The organism is Micromonospora sp. NPDC005979 (genome assembly GCF_040614415.1).
Classification (GTDB): Bacteria; Actinomycetota; Actinomycetes; order Mycobacteriales; family Micromonosporaceae; genus Micromonospora.
The window spans coordinates 105,813-121,708 of record NZ_JBEXUR010000007.1 but is presented as its reverse complement, the minus strand read 5'-3'; the positions used below and the strand labels follow the sequence as shown (position 1 = coordinate 121,708).

Sequence of the window (15,896 nt, the reverse complement as noted above, 5' to 3'; positions counted from 1 at the left end):
GGGGACGCCGTGCGCCGTCGACTGGTGATCAGTTACCTGCTGCTGATGGTGCTCGTCCTCGTCGCGCTGGAGAGCCCGCTCGCCGTGACCCTGGCCAGCCGGGAGACCGAGCGGGTACGCGCCGACCGGCTCGCCGACGCCACCCGGTTCGCCTCGCTGGCCGGTCCGGCGCTGCGCGGCGGGGAGCCCGGCCCGATCGGCGCGGAGCTGCGCAGCTACGACGACCTGTACGGGATCGGCGCGGCGGTCGTCGACCGGGACCGGGGCATCGTCGTCGACTCGGCGAGCTGGCGGTCCACCGGAACCGCCACGGTCCTGGACGTGGCGCTGTCCGGGCAGCAGGCCAGCGCGCCGGAGTCGATCTGGCCCTGGTCCGCCGGCCCGGTGGTGGTGGCGGTGCCCATCAACGACGGCGGTGAGGTCCTCGGCGCGGTGGTGATCGTGACACCCGCCGGCGAGATCCGCCAGGCCGTGACCATCTGGTGGCTGCTGCTCACCGTGGCCGGCCTGCTCGTCGTGCTGGCCTGCGTGCTCACCGCGTTCGGCCTGGCTGGATGGGTGCTGCGGCCGGTCACCGAGCTGGACGCGGTCACCCACGAGATCGCCGAGGGCGACCGGGGCGCGCGCGTGCAGCACCGACTCGGCCCGCCGGAGCTGCGCCGGCTCGCGACCAGCTTCAACCACATGGCCGACGTGGTCTCCGACGTGATGGACCGGCAGCGTGCCTTCGTCGCGCACGCCAGCCACCAGCTGCGTAATCCGCTCACGGCGCTGCGGCTGCGGGTGGAGGAGCTGGGTCCCAGTCTCACCGACGCGGACGGGCGCTCCGAGCACCGGCTGGCGTTGGAGGAGACCGACCGGCTGGCGCTGGTGCTCGACGCGCTGCTCACCCTGGCCCGGGCCGAACGCGAGGAGAACGAGCGGGTCAGCGTGGACGCCGCCGCCGTCGCGGCCTCCCGGGTGTCCGCGTGGGCGCCGTTGGCCCGGCACCGGTCGGTCGCGCTGCGCCTGGCCACGAGCGACGCTCCCGCGTACGCGCGGACCGTGCCGACCGCCGTCGACCAGGCGCTGGACGCCCTGATCGACAACGCGGTGAAGTTCAGCGGGGCCGGCGGGGCGGTGACGGTGACGGTGGCCCGCCGCGACGAGGGCGTCCTGTTGGAGGTGCGCGACACCGGCCCGGGTATGACCGAGAGTCAGCTCCGCCAGGCCACCGAGCGGTTCTGGCGGGCCCCGGACGCGCAGAACGTCGACGGCGCCGGGCTCGGCCTGACCATCGCCGCCGTACTGGTTGACGCCTCCGACGGCCGGCTCACCATGCGAGCGGGCACTCCGCGCGGGCTGGTCGCCGGCCTGTGGTTCCCGGCCACCGAGCCGGCGGGAGAGCCGCTGGACGGGGACGGGGACCCGGCCGCCGACCGGTGGCCCACCCCAACGCGCTAGCGGCGGTGCACGGCTCGGCCAGCGCGGCGACCCGGGCGGCCCACGACGCGGCCGCCCGGCAGCTCAGGGCTTGGCGGCCCGGTACCAGGCGGCGGCGCCCGGGTGCAGCGGCAGCGGCGCGGTGGCGATCGCCGAGCGGGGACTCATCCGTCCCGCCGCCGGATGCGCCGCGCCCAGCTCGGCCCGACGCTCCATCAGCAGTCGGGTCACATCCCGGACCAGCGGCTCCGGCAGGTCGGCCCGCACGATCAGATAGTTCGGGTCGGCGACCGTGGTCACCGGGTTCATCCCGTACACCGAGCGGGGGATGTCCCGGGAGACGTAGACCTGCCCGTAGCGGGCGCGCAACGGCTCCGTCCACTCGCCCAGGTCGACGATCCGGGTGGCGCTGCGCCCGGCCAGCTCCTCGATGCCCCGCACCGGCAGACCACCGGAGAAGAAGAACGCGTCGATGCGTCCCGAGCGCAGGGCGGTCACCGAGTCGTCCAGGCCGAGCCGTTCCCGGCGTACCGCGTCGCCGCCGAGCCGGGCCACCTCCAGCAGCCGGGTGGCGGTGATCTCGGTGCCGGAGCCGGCCGCGCCCACGGAGACCCGCCGACCCCGCAGGTCGCCGACCGTGCGGACCGGCCCGCCGTCGGTCGTGACCAGGTGCAGTTGGTCGTCGTACACCCGGGCCACCGCGTCCACCGACGGGCTCTGCGTCGGGCTCGTGGGCAGCACGTCGGCCTGGGTGAAACCCAGCTCGGCGGCCCCCGAGCCGACCAGGCGGACGTTCTCCGCCGAGGCCGCGGTGATCACCACGCTGGCCCGTACCCCGGGTAGTTCGCGGTTGAGGATGGTCGCGAGGGACTGCCCGAACGCGTAGTAGACGGCGGTGGGGCTGCCGGTGGCGATCCGGATCTCCATCGACTCGGCCGGGTCGTCCCGGCAGCCGCCGACGGTCAGGGCCACGACCAGCGCCAGCGCCGCCGCCCCCGCGCGGCGTCGACCGGCCCGAGGAGACGAGGTACGACTCACGCGGTGCACTGTGCGCGCTCCGACGGGCCCGCGCAAGCCCGCACCCGTCAGTGCCGTAAGTACGGGCCGTCGTTCAGCAGGCCGGGCGGCGGCCCGGCGTCGGCACCGCGGCGCGCGCCGGCTCCAACGACGCGCTGTGCAGGATGCGCTCCCGGTCCGGCCCGTCGGCCACGCTCACCAGGAAACAGCCGGTGCCCGGGCGGAGTGCGGCCGGCACGTCGAGCACGGCCGCGCCGCGGATCAGCACGGCGGCCAACTCCCGGTCGGTGAGCCGCACACCGAGGATGTGCCGGCGCACGTGCCGCCCGCCGGCCAGCAGCGCCGACCGCCACGCCGCCGCCGCGAGGCGGGACACCCACCGACGGCGGGCCGGCGAGGCGCCCGGCACCGGACCGCCCAACAGCTCCCGACGTCCCTGCCACCAGCCGGCATCCATCAACCGGCCGTACGTGCCCCGGTGCTCCGGCGGCACCCACAGCCGGTGCACCTCGTAGCGGCGGCGGAGTCCACCGACCGTCACCTCCTGGGTGACCGGGATGTCGAGGCGGGCGAGCAGCTGGCGCATCCGCTGCGCGGCGTCCTCCCGGTTGAACTCGACCCCCGGCGCCTGCGCCGGTGGCGTGGCGCTCGACCGGGCGCCCGTCGGAGGCGCGGTGCAGCGCAGCAGGCAGGACGCCTCGAACGCGTCGCCCAGGGTCAGCCAGTCCAGCGGGGGCGGCGTCGCCGGTGGGCGGGGCCGGTCGAGCAGGGCGGGATCGCGGGGCAACTTAAGGCTCCTTTGTCGGAGTCTGGGTCTCCCTACCGTGGCCCCTGCGCGGCCGTTACGGAACGTGTCCCGCCCAGCCTTGAGCAAATCTTGCGGCTCCCGCGCCGCTACAGCTCGGTGACCACCAGATCCACCTGCCGGACCCGCCCGGCGGCGGCCGGCTCCTCCACCACGGCGTGCTTCAGCTCGCGCAGGGCGCCGACCAGCTCCCGGGCGGTGCGCGGCTTCGCGCCGGCGATGAGCAGATCCCGGACCAGCCGTCCCTTGGTCGCCTTGTTGAAGTGGCTCACGACCGAGCGGACGGGCACACCGTCGACCTCCCGCTCGTGCAGCACCCGCACGGTGACCGTCCGTTCGGCCAGCTCACCGCGTGGCGTCCAGGTGGCCGCGTACGCGCCGGAGCGCAGGTCGAGCACCGGGCCCCGACCGGCCGCGCCGGCCAGGACCGGCGTCAACTCCCGGCGCCAGTACGCCGACAGCGCCCCGACATCCGGCAGGCGGACGCCGATCGGGCAGCGGTACGGCGGGATCCGGTCGGTGAGGCGTACCGCGCCCCACAGGCCGGAGCTGATGAGGATCGACCGGCGGGCCGCCCGCAGCGCCGCCGGTGGCAGCGTGGCCAGCTCCAGCGCCTCGTAGAGCACCCCGGTGTAGAGCCGCTCGGCCGGGGCGGTCGCCGCCTCCCGCAGCCGGGCGTTGCGGCGCAGCTCACCGCGCTGACCCTCGCTGAGCCCGAGCGCGGCCAACGCCGCCTCCTCGTCCGGCCCCGCGCTGAGCGCCACGAGCGCGTCGAGCACCCGCTCGCGGGCCGGGTTCAGCTCCGGCAGCGAGAGCTTGTCCGGCGTCCACCGCCGTCCGGTGCCGGCGTCGGCCTTGCCCTCCGAGGGCGGCAGCAGGATGAGCATCGGGTCTCCTCGGACGGCGTACGGCGGCGGCTGAGCCAGCGTACGACCCGTGCTCAGCGCCAGGGCCGCACCGGGGTGTCGGGGTGGTACACGCGATAGCCACCCACCTCGCGGACCGGTGCGGCGTCGGGACGGTCGGCGAGCAGCCGGCGCAGCCGCCGGTCCATCGGCGAGTCGACCTCCACCACGTAGCCCGGCCGTGCGGCCCGCCCGACCTGCCGCCAGTACGGCCGGTAGCGGTTCTGCCCCGGGGACAGGTCGCCGTCGAGCACCCCGCAGACCACCGACTCGTCGGTGTTGAAAATCAACCGGTTGCAGGTCCAGTAGTCCCCGTACACCTCGTGGGGTCCGTCGGCGCGCAGCGCGGCGGCCAACTCCCGGGCTTGGCGCTCCTCGGTCCGCGACGCGGCGGCGCCGCTGACCGCGAAGAGCACCGTGACCACCAGCGTCGTCGCGGTCAGCGCCGCCAGCGCGGCGGCGGCCAGCGCGCCGGTCAGCCGGCCGAGCACGCCCACCGTGCCCCGCCAGCCGGCCACGGCTGCCGCCCAGAGCGGCCAGAGCACCGCCGGCAGCGACAGTTGCAGCACCGACAGGTAGCGGGCGTTGTCCAGCGGACTGGTCGCGGCGAGCGGGCTGCGCACGTACGACAGCAGGGTCAACCCCGCCCCGACGACCAGCGCGAGCTGCACCACCGGCCCGACCCGCCCGGCCCGCGGCGTGCCCTCGGCCCGGTCGCCGCGCGGGGTGCCGGCGGCGGGCTCGCCGGGTGTCGTGCCCACGGCCCGGCGGTACGCGACGAGCGCGAGCGCCGCGGCGGCCACCAGCAGCGCCGGATAGAGCAACCCGAACCACTGCTGCCAGCGGCCGCAGCCGTCGACCGGGCAGAGCCCGTGCGCCAGCGGCACCCCCTCCAACAGGCCGCCCCGGATCCGGTCCGACCACGGCGGCAGCGGGCCGGCCTTGGTGCTGACCTCCCGGAACACCGTCAGCGAGTCCTCACCCGGCCCGGCGCGCAGGTTGTCGACGATCATCGGCGCGACCCCGACCACGAAACCCGCCACCAGCAGCGGCCCGGACCAGCCGAGCAACTCCCGGCGCACCGCCCAGACCAGGGCCAGCACGGCGACCCCCAGATACGGCAGGATCAGCCAGTCCGACCAGGCCGCCAGTCCGGCCAGCAGCCCGAACAGCGCGACGGCCAGCCGACGGTGACGCACCGACCCGGCGGCCAGCCCCACGACGATCAGCAGCATCAGCAGCACCGCCGGTTTGACCTCCGGCCGGCCGCCGACCACGGTGAGCTGGTCACGCACCACCCGCTCCGGACCCAGCGCCAGCAGACCCACCACGAGGACGGCGAACCACGGCGCGTAGATCCGCCGGGTGAGCCGGTACGCGAGCCAGAGGAAGACCGCGTACAGGGCCAGCATCGGCAACCGCAGCACCGGCCAGCTCGGCCCGAAAACGGCAAGCAGAGGCGCCGCCAGGTACGACTCCAGCATCCCCATGTAGTGCTGGCCGTAGAGGAAGACGGGGTGTTCCCGGCCCCGCCCGATGTGCAGGGCGGCCAGCCCGAAGGTCGCCTCGTCGCTGTTCGACACCGGGACGGTGTACAGCGTTAGGACCAGCCGGTACCCGACGCCGACCAGCCCGAACAGCAGCGCGACGAGCGCCGGCCGGTCAAGTCGCGGACGCCACCGCCCGCGGTGCTGCTCTGGATGCGACACGACCACGCCCCCGTCGTCGTCCCGACCGGAGTGTTTCACGGACCGACGGCCGGTCGGGCCGCTTCGGCCCAGTCCGGCCTGGCTGGCGGGCTGCGGTTCGGACCCGCTCGCGTGGCCGTCGCCGATGACGTGTGGCAGGGTTGGCGGGTGCCACCCACACCCGCCGGCGAACTGGCCGTGCCGAATCTGCACCGGGCCGCGCGGATCGAAGACGCCGTGCACCAGCTCGTGGAGCGTCGGCTGCGCCGCACCGGCTGGCGGATGAACATCGTCGCCTACACCGGCTACGGCCGCCCCGGCTGGGTACGTGTGATGTGCCGGGTGCTGCTCGGTCGTCCGGACAACCGCCAGCGGGGTCGGCTGGACAAGGTGCGTGGCTGGCGCAGCTTCACCACCCTGCCCGCCAAGCACGTCACGGTGCAGATCGAGGCGGGCGGGGTACGACACGAGGCCCAGGCCGACCGCAGCGGCTTCGTCGACATGCTCGTCGAGGCCGACCTGCCACCCGGCTGGGGCACCGTACGCCTCAGCGTCCCCGACGCCGAGCCCGTCAACGCGCCCGTGCGCATCCTCGACCCGGACGTCAAGTTCGGCATCCTCTCCGACATCGACGACACGGTGATGGTGACGGCGCTGCCCCGACCCCTGCTCGCCGCGTGGAACACCTTCGTTCTCGACGAGCACGCCCGCGCCGCCGTACCCGGCATGGCGGTGCTCTACGAACGACTGGTCACCGCGCACCCCGGCGCCCCGGTCTTCTACCTCTCCACCGGCGCGTGGAACGTCGCGCCGACGTTGACGCGGTTCCTGTCCCGGCACCTCTACCCGGCCGGGCCGCTGCTGCTCACCGACTGGGGTCCGACCGCCGACCGCTGGTTCCGCAGCGGCATGGAGCACAAGCGTTCCACCCTCGCCCGGCTGGCCAAGGAGTTCCCCGACGTGCGCTGGCTGCTGGTCGGCGACGACGGTCAGCACGACCAGGAGATCTACCGCGAGTTCGCGGCCGCCCACCCGGAGAACGTCGCCGGGGTGGCCATCCGGCGGCTGTCCCCGACGCAGTCGGTGTTGGCCGGTAGCCTGCCCGCCCCGGCCGGACGGCCGTCCTCGGGGCCGGTGGGGCAGAAGTGGCTGTCCGCGCCGGACGGCGCCGGCCTGTGGCAGCTGCTCCGCGACGCCGGCCTGGTCTGACGGCGGAGGAGTCGCCGTGTGGCGAGCACTGATCAGCGTCGCGCTCGGCCTGCTCCTGGTCACGACAGGGCTCGCCCTCGCGCTGGACTAGCGGGGTATCGCGACGAGTCATGCTGGTCGCCGGCGGGCAGAATCTGTTGCGTGGTTAGCACGAGGGGGACCACGCAAGCCCGTACAGCGGGCCGTCGTGCGTGACTCGAGCCTTGATCACGTGATGCTGACCAGTTCCGAGGGGCTTCTGACAACTGGTCAGCATCAAGTGATCATGGGACTGCGGGGTCGACGCCGTGCAGACCATCGCGAACGCCCGTGACGTCACCATGGCGCAGGTGGCGCTCGCGTGGGTCCTGAGCAACCCGGTCGTTGCCGCGCCCATCGTGGGTGCCAGCGCACCACACCACCTCGACGACGCCACCGCCGCTCTGACGCTCACCCTCAGCGGGCAGGAGCACATCACGCTCACCGTTCCCTACACTCCGCGGCAGCCAACCGGCTTCTGAGGCGGGAGTGTGGAGGAGGACGCAGCCGATACCCACCGAATGCGCGCGCCGCCGTGGCGGGCAGCGGTCGGTTGCCGCGCTGCGTTATCGTCCCTCCCGACCCGACCGAGCGGTGGACGGGAGTGGGGGTGGACAGTGGCAGCCGCCCTGTACCTCGCGATCCGCCCCGCCGACGTGCGGCTGGCCGGCACGCCCACCGGACCTCTCATCCCGACGTCACGTGGCGAACTGCTGGGCGCGCCGGTCGGCCTGGCGAACGGCGAGGTCGTCTTCCTCATGGTCGAGCGTGGTGGATGGGATTCGCCGCAGGCGCTGTTCAGCGTGCATGGCGACGGCGGCGAACTCGACCCGTTGAGCTACTGGGACTGGGAGATGGAGTGTCCCGGCTGGTACACCCTGGAGCGCATCGCCGTTCGCGGAGGTGACGACATCCTTGCCGCCGCCTACTGCCACGGCGAGAGCACGGTGGTCGACCTCCTGAATCCGGCGCACACGAGCATGGCGCGCTGGGGTGGCTTTGCTGCGGTGGCCAGCGTTGCGTCGGCCGCCGATGGCACCGGGATTCTCGTGGCCAAACCCTCACCGGCGGCGTGCCTCACGCTGCTCCGAGGCTCGACCGGCACCTGGCGAGAGGCCGCGAGCGAGCCCGGCACAGAGGTGGCGACCGGACCTCGGGGAGCGTGCCGCTTCGACGATTCCCAGCCGCTGTTCCTCGGCGCTGTCGGGACCGAGGGCGTCTACGTCGTCCAGGGACGAACGCTGTGGCTGACGAACGGCCGCGATGGGTTGGTCGAGCAGGATCTGCCATTCGAGGTGATCCGGGGCGTGGCGATGGTCGACGGCCAGCGGTTGGCGGTGAGCGGCCGGGTCGGCGGGCGGGACGGGCTCTGGCTGTACTCGCTCGGCGGCGGCGCGGTGCACCTACGTGTCGAGGGACGGTTCGGTGGGCTGTCGCGGGTCGATGGCGGCGTGTTGACCGGCCAGTCGGTCCGGGGCGGGACGCGGATCGTCCGCATCGCGGTGCAGTGACCTTGACGACGTCTGACAGGGACAACGCAGTGAGCCGCGCGTCGACACTGGCGGTAGTGATGGCTGTGCTCATGCTGTCGGGATGTACGGGAAATGGGTCATATGGCCCCAACGGGAGGACCAACGAGACGGTCGCGGAAGTCCTCGCGGCATACGAAATCCCGCTCCCCGAATGCGCCCAGCAGGCAGTCAGCTTCTGGGATGGCCCGGACGATCTCAATAGGAGCCTCGTCTACCGAGCGAGAGTCGACCCTCCGTGTCTCGCGCAGATCCTGCCGGTGGTCGGCTTGGTGCGGGACGATTTGCTCCCCTATTCGCAGTTGCCCTACTGGGCCAACTCGGAGCGCGAGGGCGTTCCCTCAGGTGAGATTTCTGGTTACACGACAATTGTTCCGGCAACTGCTACCCGGAAGGAGATGCAGGTCGACTTCTACCTAGTGGAATCGGACCCCTCGCTGGTGCTTCTGCGTGCGATCCACCCATAACGCCCCGGCCTTACGTGGCGACCGGCCCGTCGAGCAGGTCGGCAGCTTGCTCCAGGGTCGCAGCGAAGGTGTCTGGTGGGACTCTGGCAACGAAGACTTTGCCCACGTCGTCGACGGTGAGGCTGGTTCCCCGGAGAGCGAAGACGAGCACCAGGTCACTGTCAAGGTAGGCGTAGCTGTCGACGTCGTCGACGATCTCGCCCCAGTTGAGGAACCAGTACTGCTCGCGGAACTCGGACTGGTCGGCCTCGAGACGCCGGAATGTCTCCTCGGGTGACCGTTCCGGAAACGGGCGGCGCAGGACCTCGCGCTGGCGTACTCGTGCTGAGGCGGAGCGCAGGTAGTGGCGGAAGGACGGTACGTAGGCCACGTTGTCACGGGCTGTCAGCAGCTTGCCCGCCGCCCAGAGGTCGATGATGCGGAGGCCGGGAGACATTGCCTCACCGACCTCGACGGCGAAGGTCTCCCGAGTGCCGAACTGTGCCATGAGAGCGTCAGGCTAACAGTCAGCCGACGGCCTGGCTGTTGACGGCGTGACGAAGAATGGCTCGGCCGGGCAACCCCTGTTCGAGGGGGGCTGCACAACTGATCGGCAAGGTGGGATTGTTGGTCGCGGTCAGCGCGCTTCAATGCCGGGAGGGTACGCATGCTGAAGGTTGGGCCGTCGGTGCGACTCATGCTTCGGGCGCTCATCGCCGTCGGTCTGGTGGCGTCGACCTCGGGATGCCTGTGGCCGGGTGATGCAAGCTATGCGCTGGGAGTGGCGAAAATTGGGGACAGCTTCCACGTCTTTGCCCCACTCTGCGCGGATAAACGGATCGTGAGCGTGAAGGCGTACGACAACCAGGCTGCCGCCGCGACTCCGGAGACAGGGGGCGGAAGACCGACCATTCCGGCCTACTGGCAGGTGGCGGAGCCGCAGAGCGAGGCGGCGGCCAAGGGTGAGTTCGTCATCGGTGACGACGCTCCCTTCGGTCAGGTCCTCGTACCGGTGCCGGGTCGGGGTTCACTGCCGGCGATCACGGGGGTCGAGCTTACGGTCCAAAGGGGAGACCAGGCGCATGCCGTCGGCGATGTGTTCAAGTTGACGGGTGTGCCGGAATATCCGGCCGGCACAGACCCGGAGACCGTGAAGTACGTGTACGACGAGGGCGCGAATTCGGAGAAGATGCTGACCCAGGGTCAGATCTCCGAGGAGTCGATGTGCGCCTTCAAATATGTCGCGTGACGATCACTTGATGCTCACCAGTTCCAGGAGGCTTCTGACAACTGGTCAGCATCAAGTGATCATGGGACTGCGGGGCGGTCAGCGGCGGTCAGCCCTGGCGGAGCCAGATGACGCCCAGCGGGGGGACCTGGAGGGCCGCCGAGGCGACCAGGCCGTGCCAGGGCACGTCCTGGGCGTGCACCTCGCCCAGGTTGCCCACCCCGGACCCGCCGTAGTGGTGGGCGTCGGTGTTGAGCACCTCGGTCCACGTGCCGCCGGCCGGTAGGCCGATCCGGTAGTCGTGCAGCGGTAGTGCCGAGAAGTTCGCCACGCACACCAGCGTCGAGCCGTCGGGGGCGATCCGGACGAAGGAGACGGTGTTGTTGGCGACGTCGTCTCCGGCGATCCAGCGGAACCCGGCCGGTTCGGTGTCCTGCGCCCACAGTGCCGGGGTGTCCCGGTAGACGCGGTTGAGGTCACCGACGAGCCGTTGCACGCCGGCGCGGGCCGGGTCGTGCAGCAGGTACCAGTCGAGGCCGCGCTCCTCGCTCCACTCCCGGTCGTCGGCCAGCTCGGAGCCCATGAAGAGCAGTTGCTTGCCGGGGTGCGCCCACATGTACGCCAGCAGCGCCCGGACGTTGGCGAGGCGCTGCCAGGTGTCGCCGGGCATCTTGCCCGCCAGCGATCCCTTGCCGTGCACGACCTCGTCGTGGCTGATCGGCAGCACGTAGTTCTCGCTCCAGGCGTACGCCAGGGAGAACGTGAGCTGGTGGTGGTGGTGCTGGCGGTAGATCGGGTCCTTCGACGTGTAGAGCAGGGTGTCGTGCATCCAGCCCATGTTCCACTTGAAGCCGAAGCCCAGCCCGCCACCGGCGGTGGACTGGGTGACGCCCGGCCACGCGGTGGACTCCTCGGCGATCATCACGACGCCGGCGTGGTGCTTGTAGACCGTCGCGTTCACCTCCTGCATGAGCGCGATGGCCTCCAGGTTCTCCCGACCGCCGTACCGGTTGGGGGCCCACTGGCCCGCCTCGCGGGAGTAGTCCAGGTAGAGCATCGAGGCGACCGCGTCGACGCGCAGCCCGTCGACGTGGAACTCCTCGCACCAGTAGAGCGCGTTGGCGACCAGGAAGTTGCGCACCTCACGGCGGCCGAAGTCGAAGACGTACGTGCCCCAGTCGGGGTGCTCGCCGCGTCGGGGGTCGGGGTGCTCGTACAGCGGGGTGCCGTCGAAGCGGGCGAGCGCCCACTCGTCCTTCGGGAAGTGCGCGGGCACCCAGTCGAGGATCACGCCGATGCCGGCGGCGTGCAGAGCGTCGACGAGGTGGCGGAACTCGTCCGGGTCGCCGAAGCGGGACGTCGGCGCGTAGTAGCCGGTCACCTGGTAGCCCCACGAGCCGCCGAACGGGTGCTCCATCACGGGCAGGAACTCCACGTGCGTGAAGCCCAGCTCGGTGACGTACGCGGTGAGCTGCTCGGCCAGCTCGCGGTAGCCCAGGCCGGGCCGCCACGAGCCGAGGTGCACCTCGTACACGCTCATCGGCTCCTGGTGTGGCCGCCGCTCGGCCCGGCGGGCGAGCCAGTCGGCGTCGTTCCACCGGTACGTCGAGTGGTGCACCACCGACGCGGTGGCCGGCGGCACCTCCGCGTACGCCGCCAGGGGGTCGGCCTTGTCCCGCCACTTCCCGTCGGCGCCGAGCACCCGGTACTTGTAGCGGGCACCGACCCGCGCGTTGGGGACGAACAGCTCCCACACCCCGCTGGAGCCGAGTGAGCGCATCGGCCAGCCGTCGTCCGCGCCCCAGCCGGTGAAGTCACCGATCACGCGGACGCCCTGGGCGTTGGGCGCCCAGACGCTGAACGCCACGCCCTCGTCGAACACCCGCGCGCCGAGCGCTTCCCACAGCCGCTCGTGCCGGCCCTCGCCGATGAGGTGCAGGTCCAGCTCGCCGAGCGTGGGCGGGTAGCGGTACGGGTCGTCGTGCGTCGTGCCGTCGACCTCCACCCGGTAGTCGAGCACGCTGCCCTCGACCTGCGCCTCGAAGATGCCCAGGTCGTGCACCCGCTTCATCGGGTGCCGCTCGTCGCCGACGAGCAGCACCACGTCACCCGCGCCCCGGCGCATCGTGCGGATCGTGGTCGACCCCTCGGCGGGGTGCGCGCCGAGCAGCGCGTGCGGGTCGTGCGTCACACCGGTGATCAGCTGGTCCATCGGTCGTCCTTCGAGGCGGGAGCGGTCGGCGCGGAGCGGGACGGGCGGGTGGCAGCCGGGTGAGGCGCGGACGGGCGGCCGTCCGAGGACTGGGCGGCAGCCGCACGGGCCGCCGCGCGGAGCGCCACGGTGGCCGGCGTCGCCGCACCTCGGGCCGGGGTCGCCGCACCTCGGGCCGGGGTCGCCGCACCGCGGGCCGGGGTCGCCGGCACCGCAGCCGGGACAGATGGCGCGGCTGCCGGGGGAGATGGCTCGGCGGCTGAGGCAGATGGCGCGGCTGCCGGGGGAGATGGCTCGACGGCCGGGGCAGATGGCTCGACGGCCGGGGCAGATGGCTCGGCAGCCGGGGGAGATGGCTCGACGACTGGGGCAGATGGCGCGGTAGCCGGGGCCGGCGTCGTGGTGGCTGGCGACGGCGGCGCGGTGGCCGGGGGCGCGGTGGCCGGCGGCGCGGTGGCCGGCGGCGCGGTGGGCGGCGGCGCGGTGGCCGGGGGCGCGGTGGGCGACGGCGGGGTAGCCGAGGGCTCCGCGACGCTGGCCGGAGGCGATGGCTCGGTGGCCGGGGTCGTCGGCGCGGTGCCCCCGGACAGCTCCTCCGGCACGTCGGCGACGGTGAGATCCGCCGGTTCGACGCCGGCCAGCTCGGGAACGGCGGGCGGCGTCGGGCGGCGGACGGTCAGCACGTGTGCCGGTTGCAGGTACGGGTCGAGCCGCACCGCATTGCGCTGCCCCCAGTCGTAGCTGGTGCCGGTCAGCTCGTCGTACACGGTGAAGCGCTCGTGCCAGTCGAACCCCAGCGCCGGCATGTCGAGCGTGGTGTTGCCCCACTGCACTTCGCGTGAGTCGAACGAGCAGACCACGATGACCGTGTTGCCGGTCTCCGGGTCGTGCTTCGACCAGCACAGCAGCGCCGGGTTGTCGATCTCGTGGAATTGCAGGTTGCGGAGCTGGTGCAGCGCCGGGTTGTCGCGGCGTACCCGATTGAGGGTGGTCAGGAACGGCGCGAGCGAGCGGCCCTGCGCCTCGGCGGCGGCCCAGTCGCGCGGACGCAGCTCGTACTTCTCGTTGTCCAGGTACTCCTCCGCGCCGGGGCGGGCCACGTGCTCGAACAGCTCGTAGCCCGCGTACAGGCCCCAGGAGGGGGAGAGCAGCGCGGCCAGCACCGCCCGGATCTTGAACATCGGCGGGCCGCCGTGTTGCAACGACTCGTGCAGGATGTCCGGCGTGTTCGGCCAGAAGTTCGGCCGCATGTGGTCGGCCGACGCGACCAGCTCCTCGCAGTACTCCCGCATCTGGGCGGCCGTCGTGCGCCAGGTGAAGTAGGTGTACGACTGCGTGAAGCCGATCTTGCCGAGCCCGTGCATGATGGCCGGCCGGGTGAACGCCTCGGCCAGGAACAGCACGTCCGGATCGACCTTCTTGACCTCGGCGATCAGCCAGTGCCAGAAGTCGAACGGCTTGGTGTGCGGGTTGTCCACCCGGAAGATCCGGATGCCCTCGCCGACCCAGTGCAGCACCACCCGCAGCACCTCGGCCCGGATGCCCTCCGGGTCGTTGTCGAAGTTGACCGGGTAGATGTCCTGGTACTTTTTCGGCGGGTTCTCCGCGTACGCGATGCTGCCGTCGGCCCGGGTGGTGAACCACTCCGGGTGCTCGGTCACCCATGGGTGGTCCGGCGCGCACTGCAACGCCAGGTCCATCGCCACCTCCAGGTCCTGCGCCGCCGCCGCCTCGATGAAGGCCCGGAAGTCCGCTGGCGTACCCAGGTCGGGGTGGATCGTGTCGTGGCCGCCCTCGGCGGCGCCGATGGCCCACGGCGAGCCCACGTCGGTCGGCCCGGCGGTGAGCGCGTTGTTGCGGCCCTTGCGGTTGATGCGGCCGATCGGGTGGATCGGCGGCAGGTAGAGCACGTCGAAGCCCATCGCGGCGACACCGGGCAGCCGCCCGGTCGCGGTGGCGAAGGTGCCGGAGCGCCCACCCGCCGCTCCTTCGGAGCGCGGGAAGAACTCGTACCAGGCCGAGAAGAGGGCCCGCTTGCGGTCAACCCAGAGGGAGTACGCGTCAGAGACCGTTACCAACTCCCGCACCGGGTGCTCCCAGAGCAGGTCGGCCAGCGCGAGCGCCGGCCCGACGCGCTGCGGCAACGGCAGGTCGGTGGCGGCGAGGGCGGTGAGCGCGTCGGCGACGCTCGGGCGGTCGGCGGCCGGCACCAGGTCCGTGGCGGCGGCCAGCACCCGGGCGCCCTCGGCCAGGTCGTTGGCGAGATCTTCCGGCCCCTGCCCGGCGGCGATCTTCTTGGTCACCGCGTTCTGCCACGTCAGGTAGGGATCCTGGAACGCCTCGACGGTGAAGGTCCACGCGCCGACGGCGTCCGGGCGGATCGTGGCGTGCCAACGGTCCTGGCCGGGCTCGCCGGGGCGCATCCGGGTGAACGGGCGCTCCTCGCCGTCCGGACCGGCCCACACCACGTTGCAGCCCAGCGCGTCGTGCCCCTCCCGGTAGGCGCGCGCCGACACCGGAACCGGCTCGTCGACGACCGCCTTGGCCGGGTACCGCCCGCACGAGACGACGGGGGAGACGTCTTCGATCGGGAACCGTCCTGTCACCCCGCCAACCTACTGTGCGAGATCGGCTCGCGCGCGGCCAAGCACCCGCCCGGTGGGCACCCAACCCAAGATCCGCTCACTTTCGGGGAAACTGCTGCATCAGAGCGCGTTGACACAGCAGTTTCCCCGAAGTTGCGCGGATCTCCACGCGGGCCGGCCGCTCTCGCCCTGATCCACTCGCGTTACAGGAAACTGCGGTATCAGTGCGCGTTCGATGCCGCGATTTCCTGGAAGGCGAGTGGATCAAGGCCGCGGGCACCCCACGAACGGGCCAGGTGGGCGGGTTCTGGAGCGCGGCCCGTGGTGGCATTCGCGCGGCGATGATCGTTGGCGCCTCAGCAGCACCGCGCTCGGCGTGTCGTGCCGCTCAGCAGCCACCGATCAAGGAAGCGAAGTTGCGCTCGGGGTCAGGCGGGCGGGTTCGGCGCTACGAACGACCCCTTGCCCTGATGTACCTCGATCCAGCCCCGTTCATCCAAGATCCAGAGAGCCCGCTTGATCGGGTTGTCGGATGAGCTGTACTGGCGGGCGAGTTCGGCGATGGTCGGCAACTTGTCGCCAGGCTTCAGGGTGCCGCTGCGAATTGACGCGGTGACGTCATCGACTACCTGCTCGTAAACAGGCTTGCGGGGCATGTGGGTCCACCTCTCGTCAGCCTGTCCAGCTTCTCACCATCAGCGACATGGTGTGGACCCTGTGTTGACTCTGGCTACTTAGGGTCCTAAATTGGGCCACAGGGGTTCTCTCGTCAGCAGCGGAGGTCCCTCTGGCAGGGCGGGGCGGTTCCCCGTGTCGCTCCGCCCTGACCTGC

Annotated in this window: 12 protein-coding genes and 1 pseudogene; 5 read left to right on the top strand and 8 right to left on the bottom strand. The window is 72.0% G+C overall.

The window, feature by feature from the left end; genetic code table 11:
* Positions 1 to 9: 9 nt before the first annotated feature.
* A complete protein-coding gene (locus tag ABZ272_RS13995) occupies positions 10 to 1,443 on the top strand; it encodes a HAMP domain-containing sensor histidine kinase (RefSeq protein ID WP_355050322.1) in 1,434 nt (477 codons plus the stop codon).
* A 63-nt stretch (positions 1,444 to 1,506) separates the two neighbouring features.
* Here ABZ272_RS13995 and ABZ272_RS13990 read toward each other — a convergent pair whose 3' ends face one another.
* The 4 genes from ABZ272_RS13990 to ABZ272_RS13975 form a co-directional block, all read right to left on the bottom strand.
* Positions 1,507 to 2,460, bottom strand: coding sequence for a TAXI family TRAP transporter solute-binding subunit (locus ABZ272_RS13990; RefSeq protein ID WP_355050321.1), 954 nt, complete (start codon positions 2,458 to 2,460; stop codon positions 1,507 to 1,509).
* 73 nt (positions 2,461 to 2,533) lie between these two features.
* Positions 2,534 to 3,226, bottom strand: a complete 693-nt coding sequence (locus ABZ272_RS13985; protein ID WP_355050320.1) for a hypothetical protein — start codon at positions 3,224 to 3,226, stop codon at positions 2,534 to 2,536.
* A gap of 107 nt (positions 3,227 to 3,333) precedes the next feature.
* The gene (yaaA, locus tag ABZ272_RS13980; RefSeq protein WP_355050319.1) at positions 3,334 to 4,131 is read right to left on the bottom strand and encodes a peroxide stress protein YaaA; all 798 of its coding nucleotides are present in this window, start codon (positions 4,129 to 4,131) and stop codon (positions 3,334 to 3,336) included.
* Between the two features lie 53 nt (positions 4,132 to 4,184).
* On the bottom strand, positions 4,185 to 5,858 hold the full coding sequence (locus tag ABZ272_RS13975; protein WP_355050318.1) for a hypothetical protein: 1,674 nt from the start codon (positions 5,856 to 5,858) through the stop codon (positions 4,185 to 4,187).
* 147 nt (positions 5,859 to 6,005) lie between these two features.
* Here ABZ272_RS13975 and ABZ272_RS13970 point away from each other — a divergent pair, with 147 nt between their 5' ends.
* From ABZ272_RS13970 to ABZ272_RS13960, 3 genes are all read left to right on the top strand, one after another.
* The gene (locus ABZ272_RS13970) at positions 6,006 to 7,046 is read left to right on the top strand and encodes a phosphatase domain-containing protein (RefSeq protein WP_355050317.1); all 1,041 of its coding nucleotides are present in this window, start codon (positions 6,006 to 6,008) and stop codon (positions 7,044 to 7,046) included.
* 287 nt (positions 7,047 to 7,333) lie between these two features.
* Positions 7,334 to 7,546, top strand: a complete 213-nt coding sequence (locus ABZ272_RS13965; protein ID WP_355050316.1) for an aldo/keto reductase — start codon at positions 7,334 to 7,336, stop codon at positions 7,544 to 7,546.
* A gap of 135 nt (positions 7,547 to 7,681) precedes the next feature.
* Entirely contained in the window at positions 7,682 to 8,575 is an 894-nt protein-coding gene (locus tag ABZ272_RS13960; protein ID WP_355050315.1) for a hypothetical protein, read from the top strand.
* A gap of 495 nt (positions 8,576 to 9,070) precedes the next feature.
* Here the strand turns inward: ABZ272_RS13960 and ABZ272_RS13955 are convergent, their stop codons facing one another.
* Positions 9,071 to 9,547 (bottom strand): hypothetical protein, encoded by a 477-nt coding sequence (locus ABZ272_RS13955; protein WP_355050314.1) that lies wholly within the window; start codon positions 9,545 to 9,547, stop codon positions 9,071 to 9,073.
* 159 nt (positions 9,548 to 9,706) lie between these two features.
* Here ABZ272_RS13955 and ABZ272_RS13950 point away from each other — a divergent pair, with 159 nt between their 5' ends.
* Entirely contained in the window at positions 9,707 to 10,288 is a 582-nt protein-coding gene (locus ABZ272_RS13950; RefSeq protein ID WP_355050313.1) for a hypothetical protein, read from the top strand.
* An 88-nt stretch (positions 10,289 to 10,376) separates the two neighbouring features.
* On the opposite strand, the gene glgB is transcribed toward ABZ272_RS13950, so the two are convergent.
* The 3 genes and pseudogenes from glgB to ABZ272_RS13935 form a co-directional block, all read right to left on the bottom strand.
* Positions 10,377 to 12,479, bottom strand: coding sequence for a 1,4-alpha-glucan branching protein GlgB (gene glgB, locus ABZ272_RS13945; protein WP_355050312.1), 2,103 nt, complete (start codon positions 12,477 to 12,479; stop codon positions 10,377 to 10,379).
* A gap of 551 nt (positions 12,480 to 13,030) precedes the next feature.
* A pseudogene (locus tag ABZ272_RS13940) lies at positions 13,031 to 15,085 on the bottom strand (maltotransferase domain-containing protein); the annotation flags it as partial.
* A gap of 407 nt (positions 15,086 to 15,492) precedes the next feature.
* On the bottom strand, positions 15,493 to 15,720 hold the full coding sequence (locus ABZ272_RS13935; protein WP_355050311.1) for a winged helix-turn-helix domain-containing protein: 228 nt from the start codon (positions 15,718 to 15,720) through the stop codon (positions 15,493 to 15,495).
* Positions 15,721 to 15,896 lie beyond the last annotated feature (176 nt).

Excerpts from the sequence above, each read along its gene's own strand:
- glgB (WP_355050312.1), bottom strand. The coding sequence starts at position 12,479 with ATGGACCAGCTGATCACCGGTGTGACGCACGACCCGCACGCGCTGCTC.
- ABZ272_RS13955 (WP_355050314.1), bottom strand. The coding sequence starts at position 9,547 with ATGGCACAGTTCGGCACTCGGGAGACCTTCGCCGTCGAGGTCGGTGAG.
- ABZ272_RS13950 (WP_355050313.1), top strand. The coding sequence starts at position 9,707 with ATGCTGAAGGTTGGGCCGTCGGTGCGACTCATGCTTCGGGCGCTCATC.
- ABZ272_RS13935 (WP_355050311.1), bottom strand. The coding sequence starts at position 15,720 with ATGCCCCGCAAGCCTGTTTACGAGCAGGTAGTCGATGACGTCACCGCG.
- yaaA (WP_355050319.1), bottom strand. The coding sequence starts at position 4,131 with ATGCTCATCCTGCTGCCGCCCTCGGAGGGCAAGGCCGACGCCGGCACC.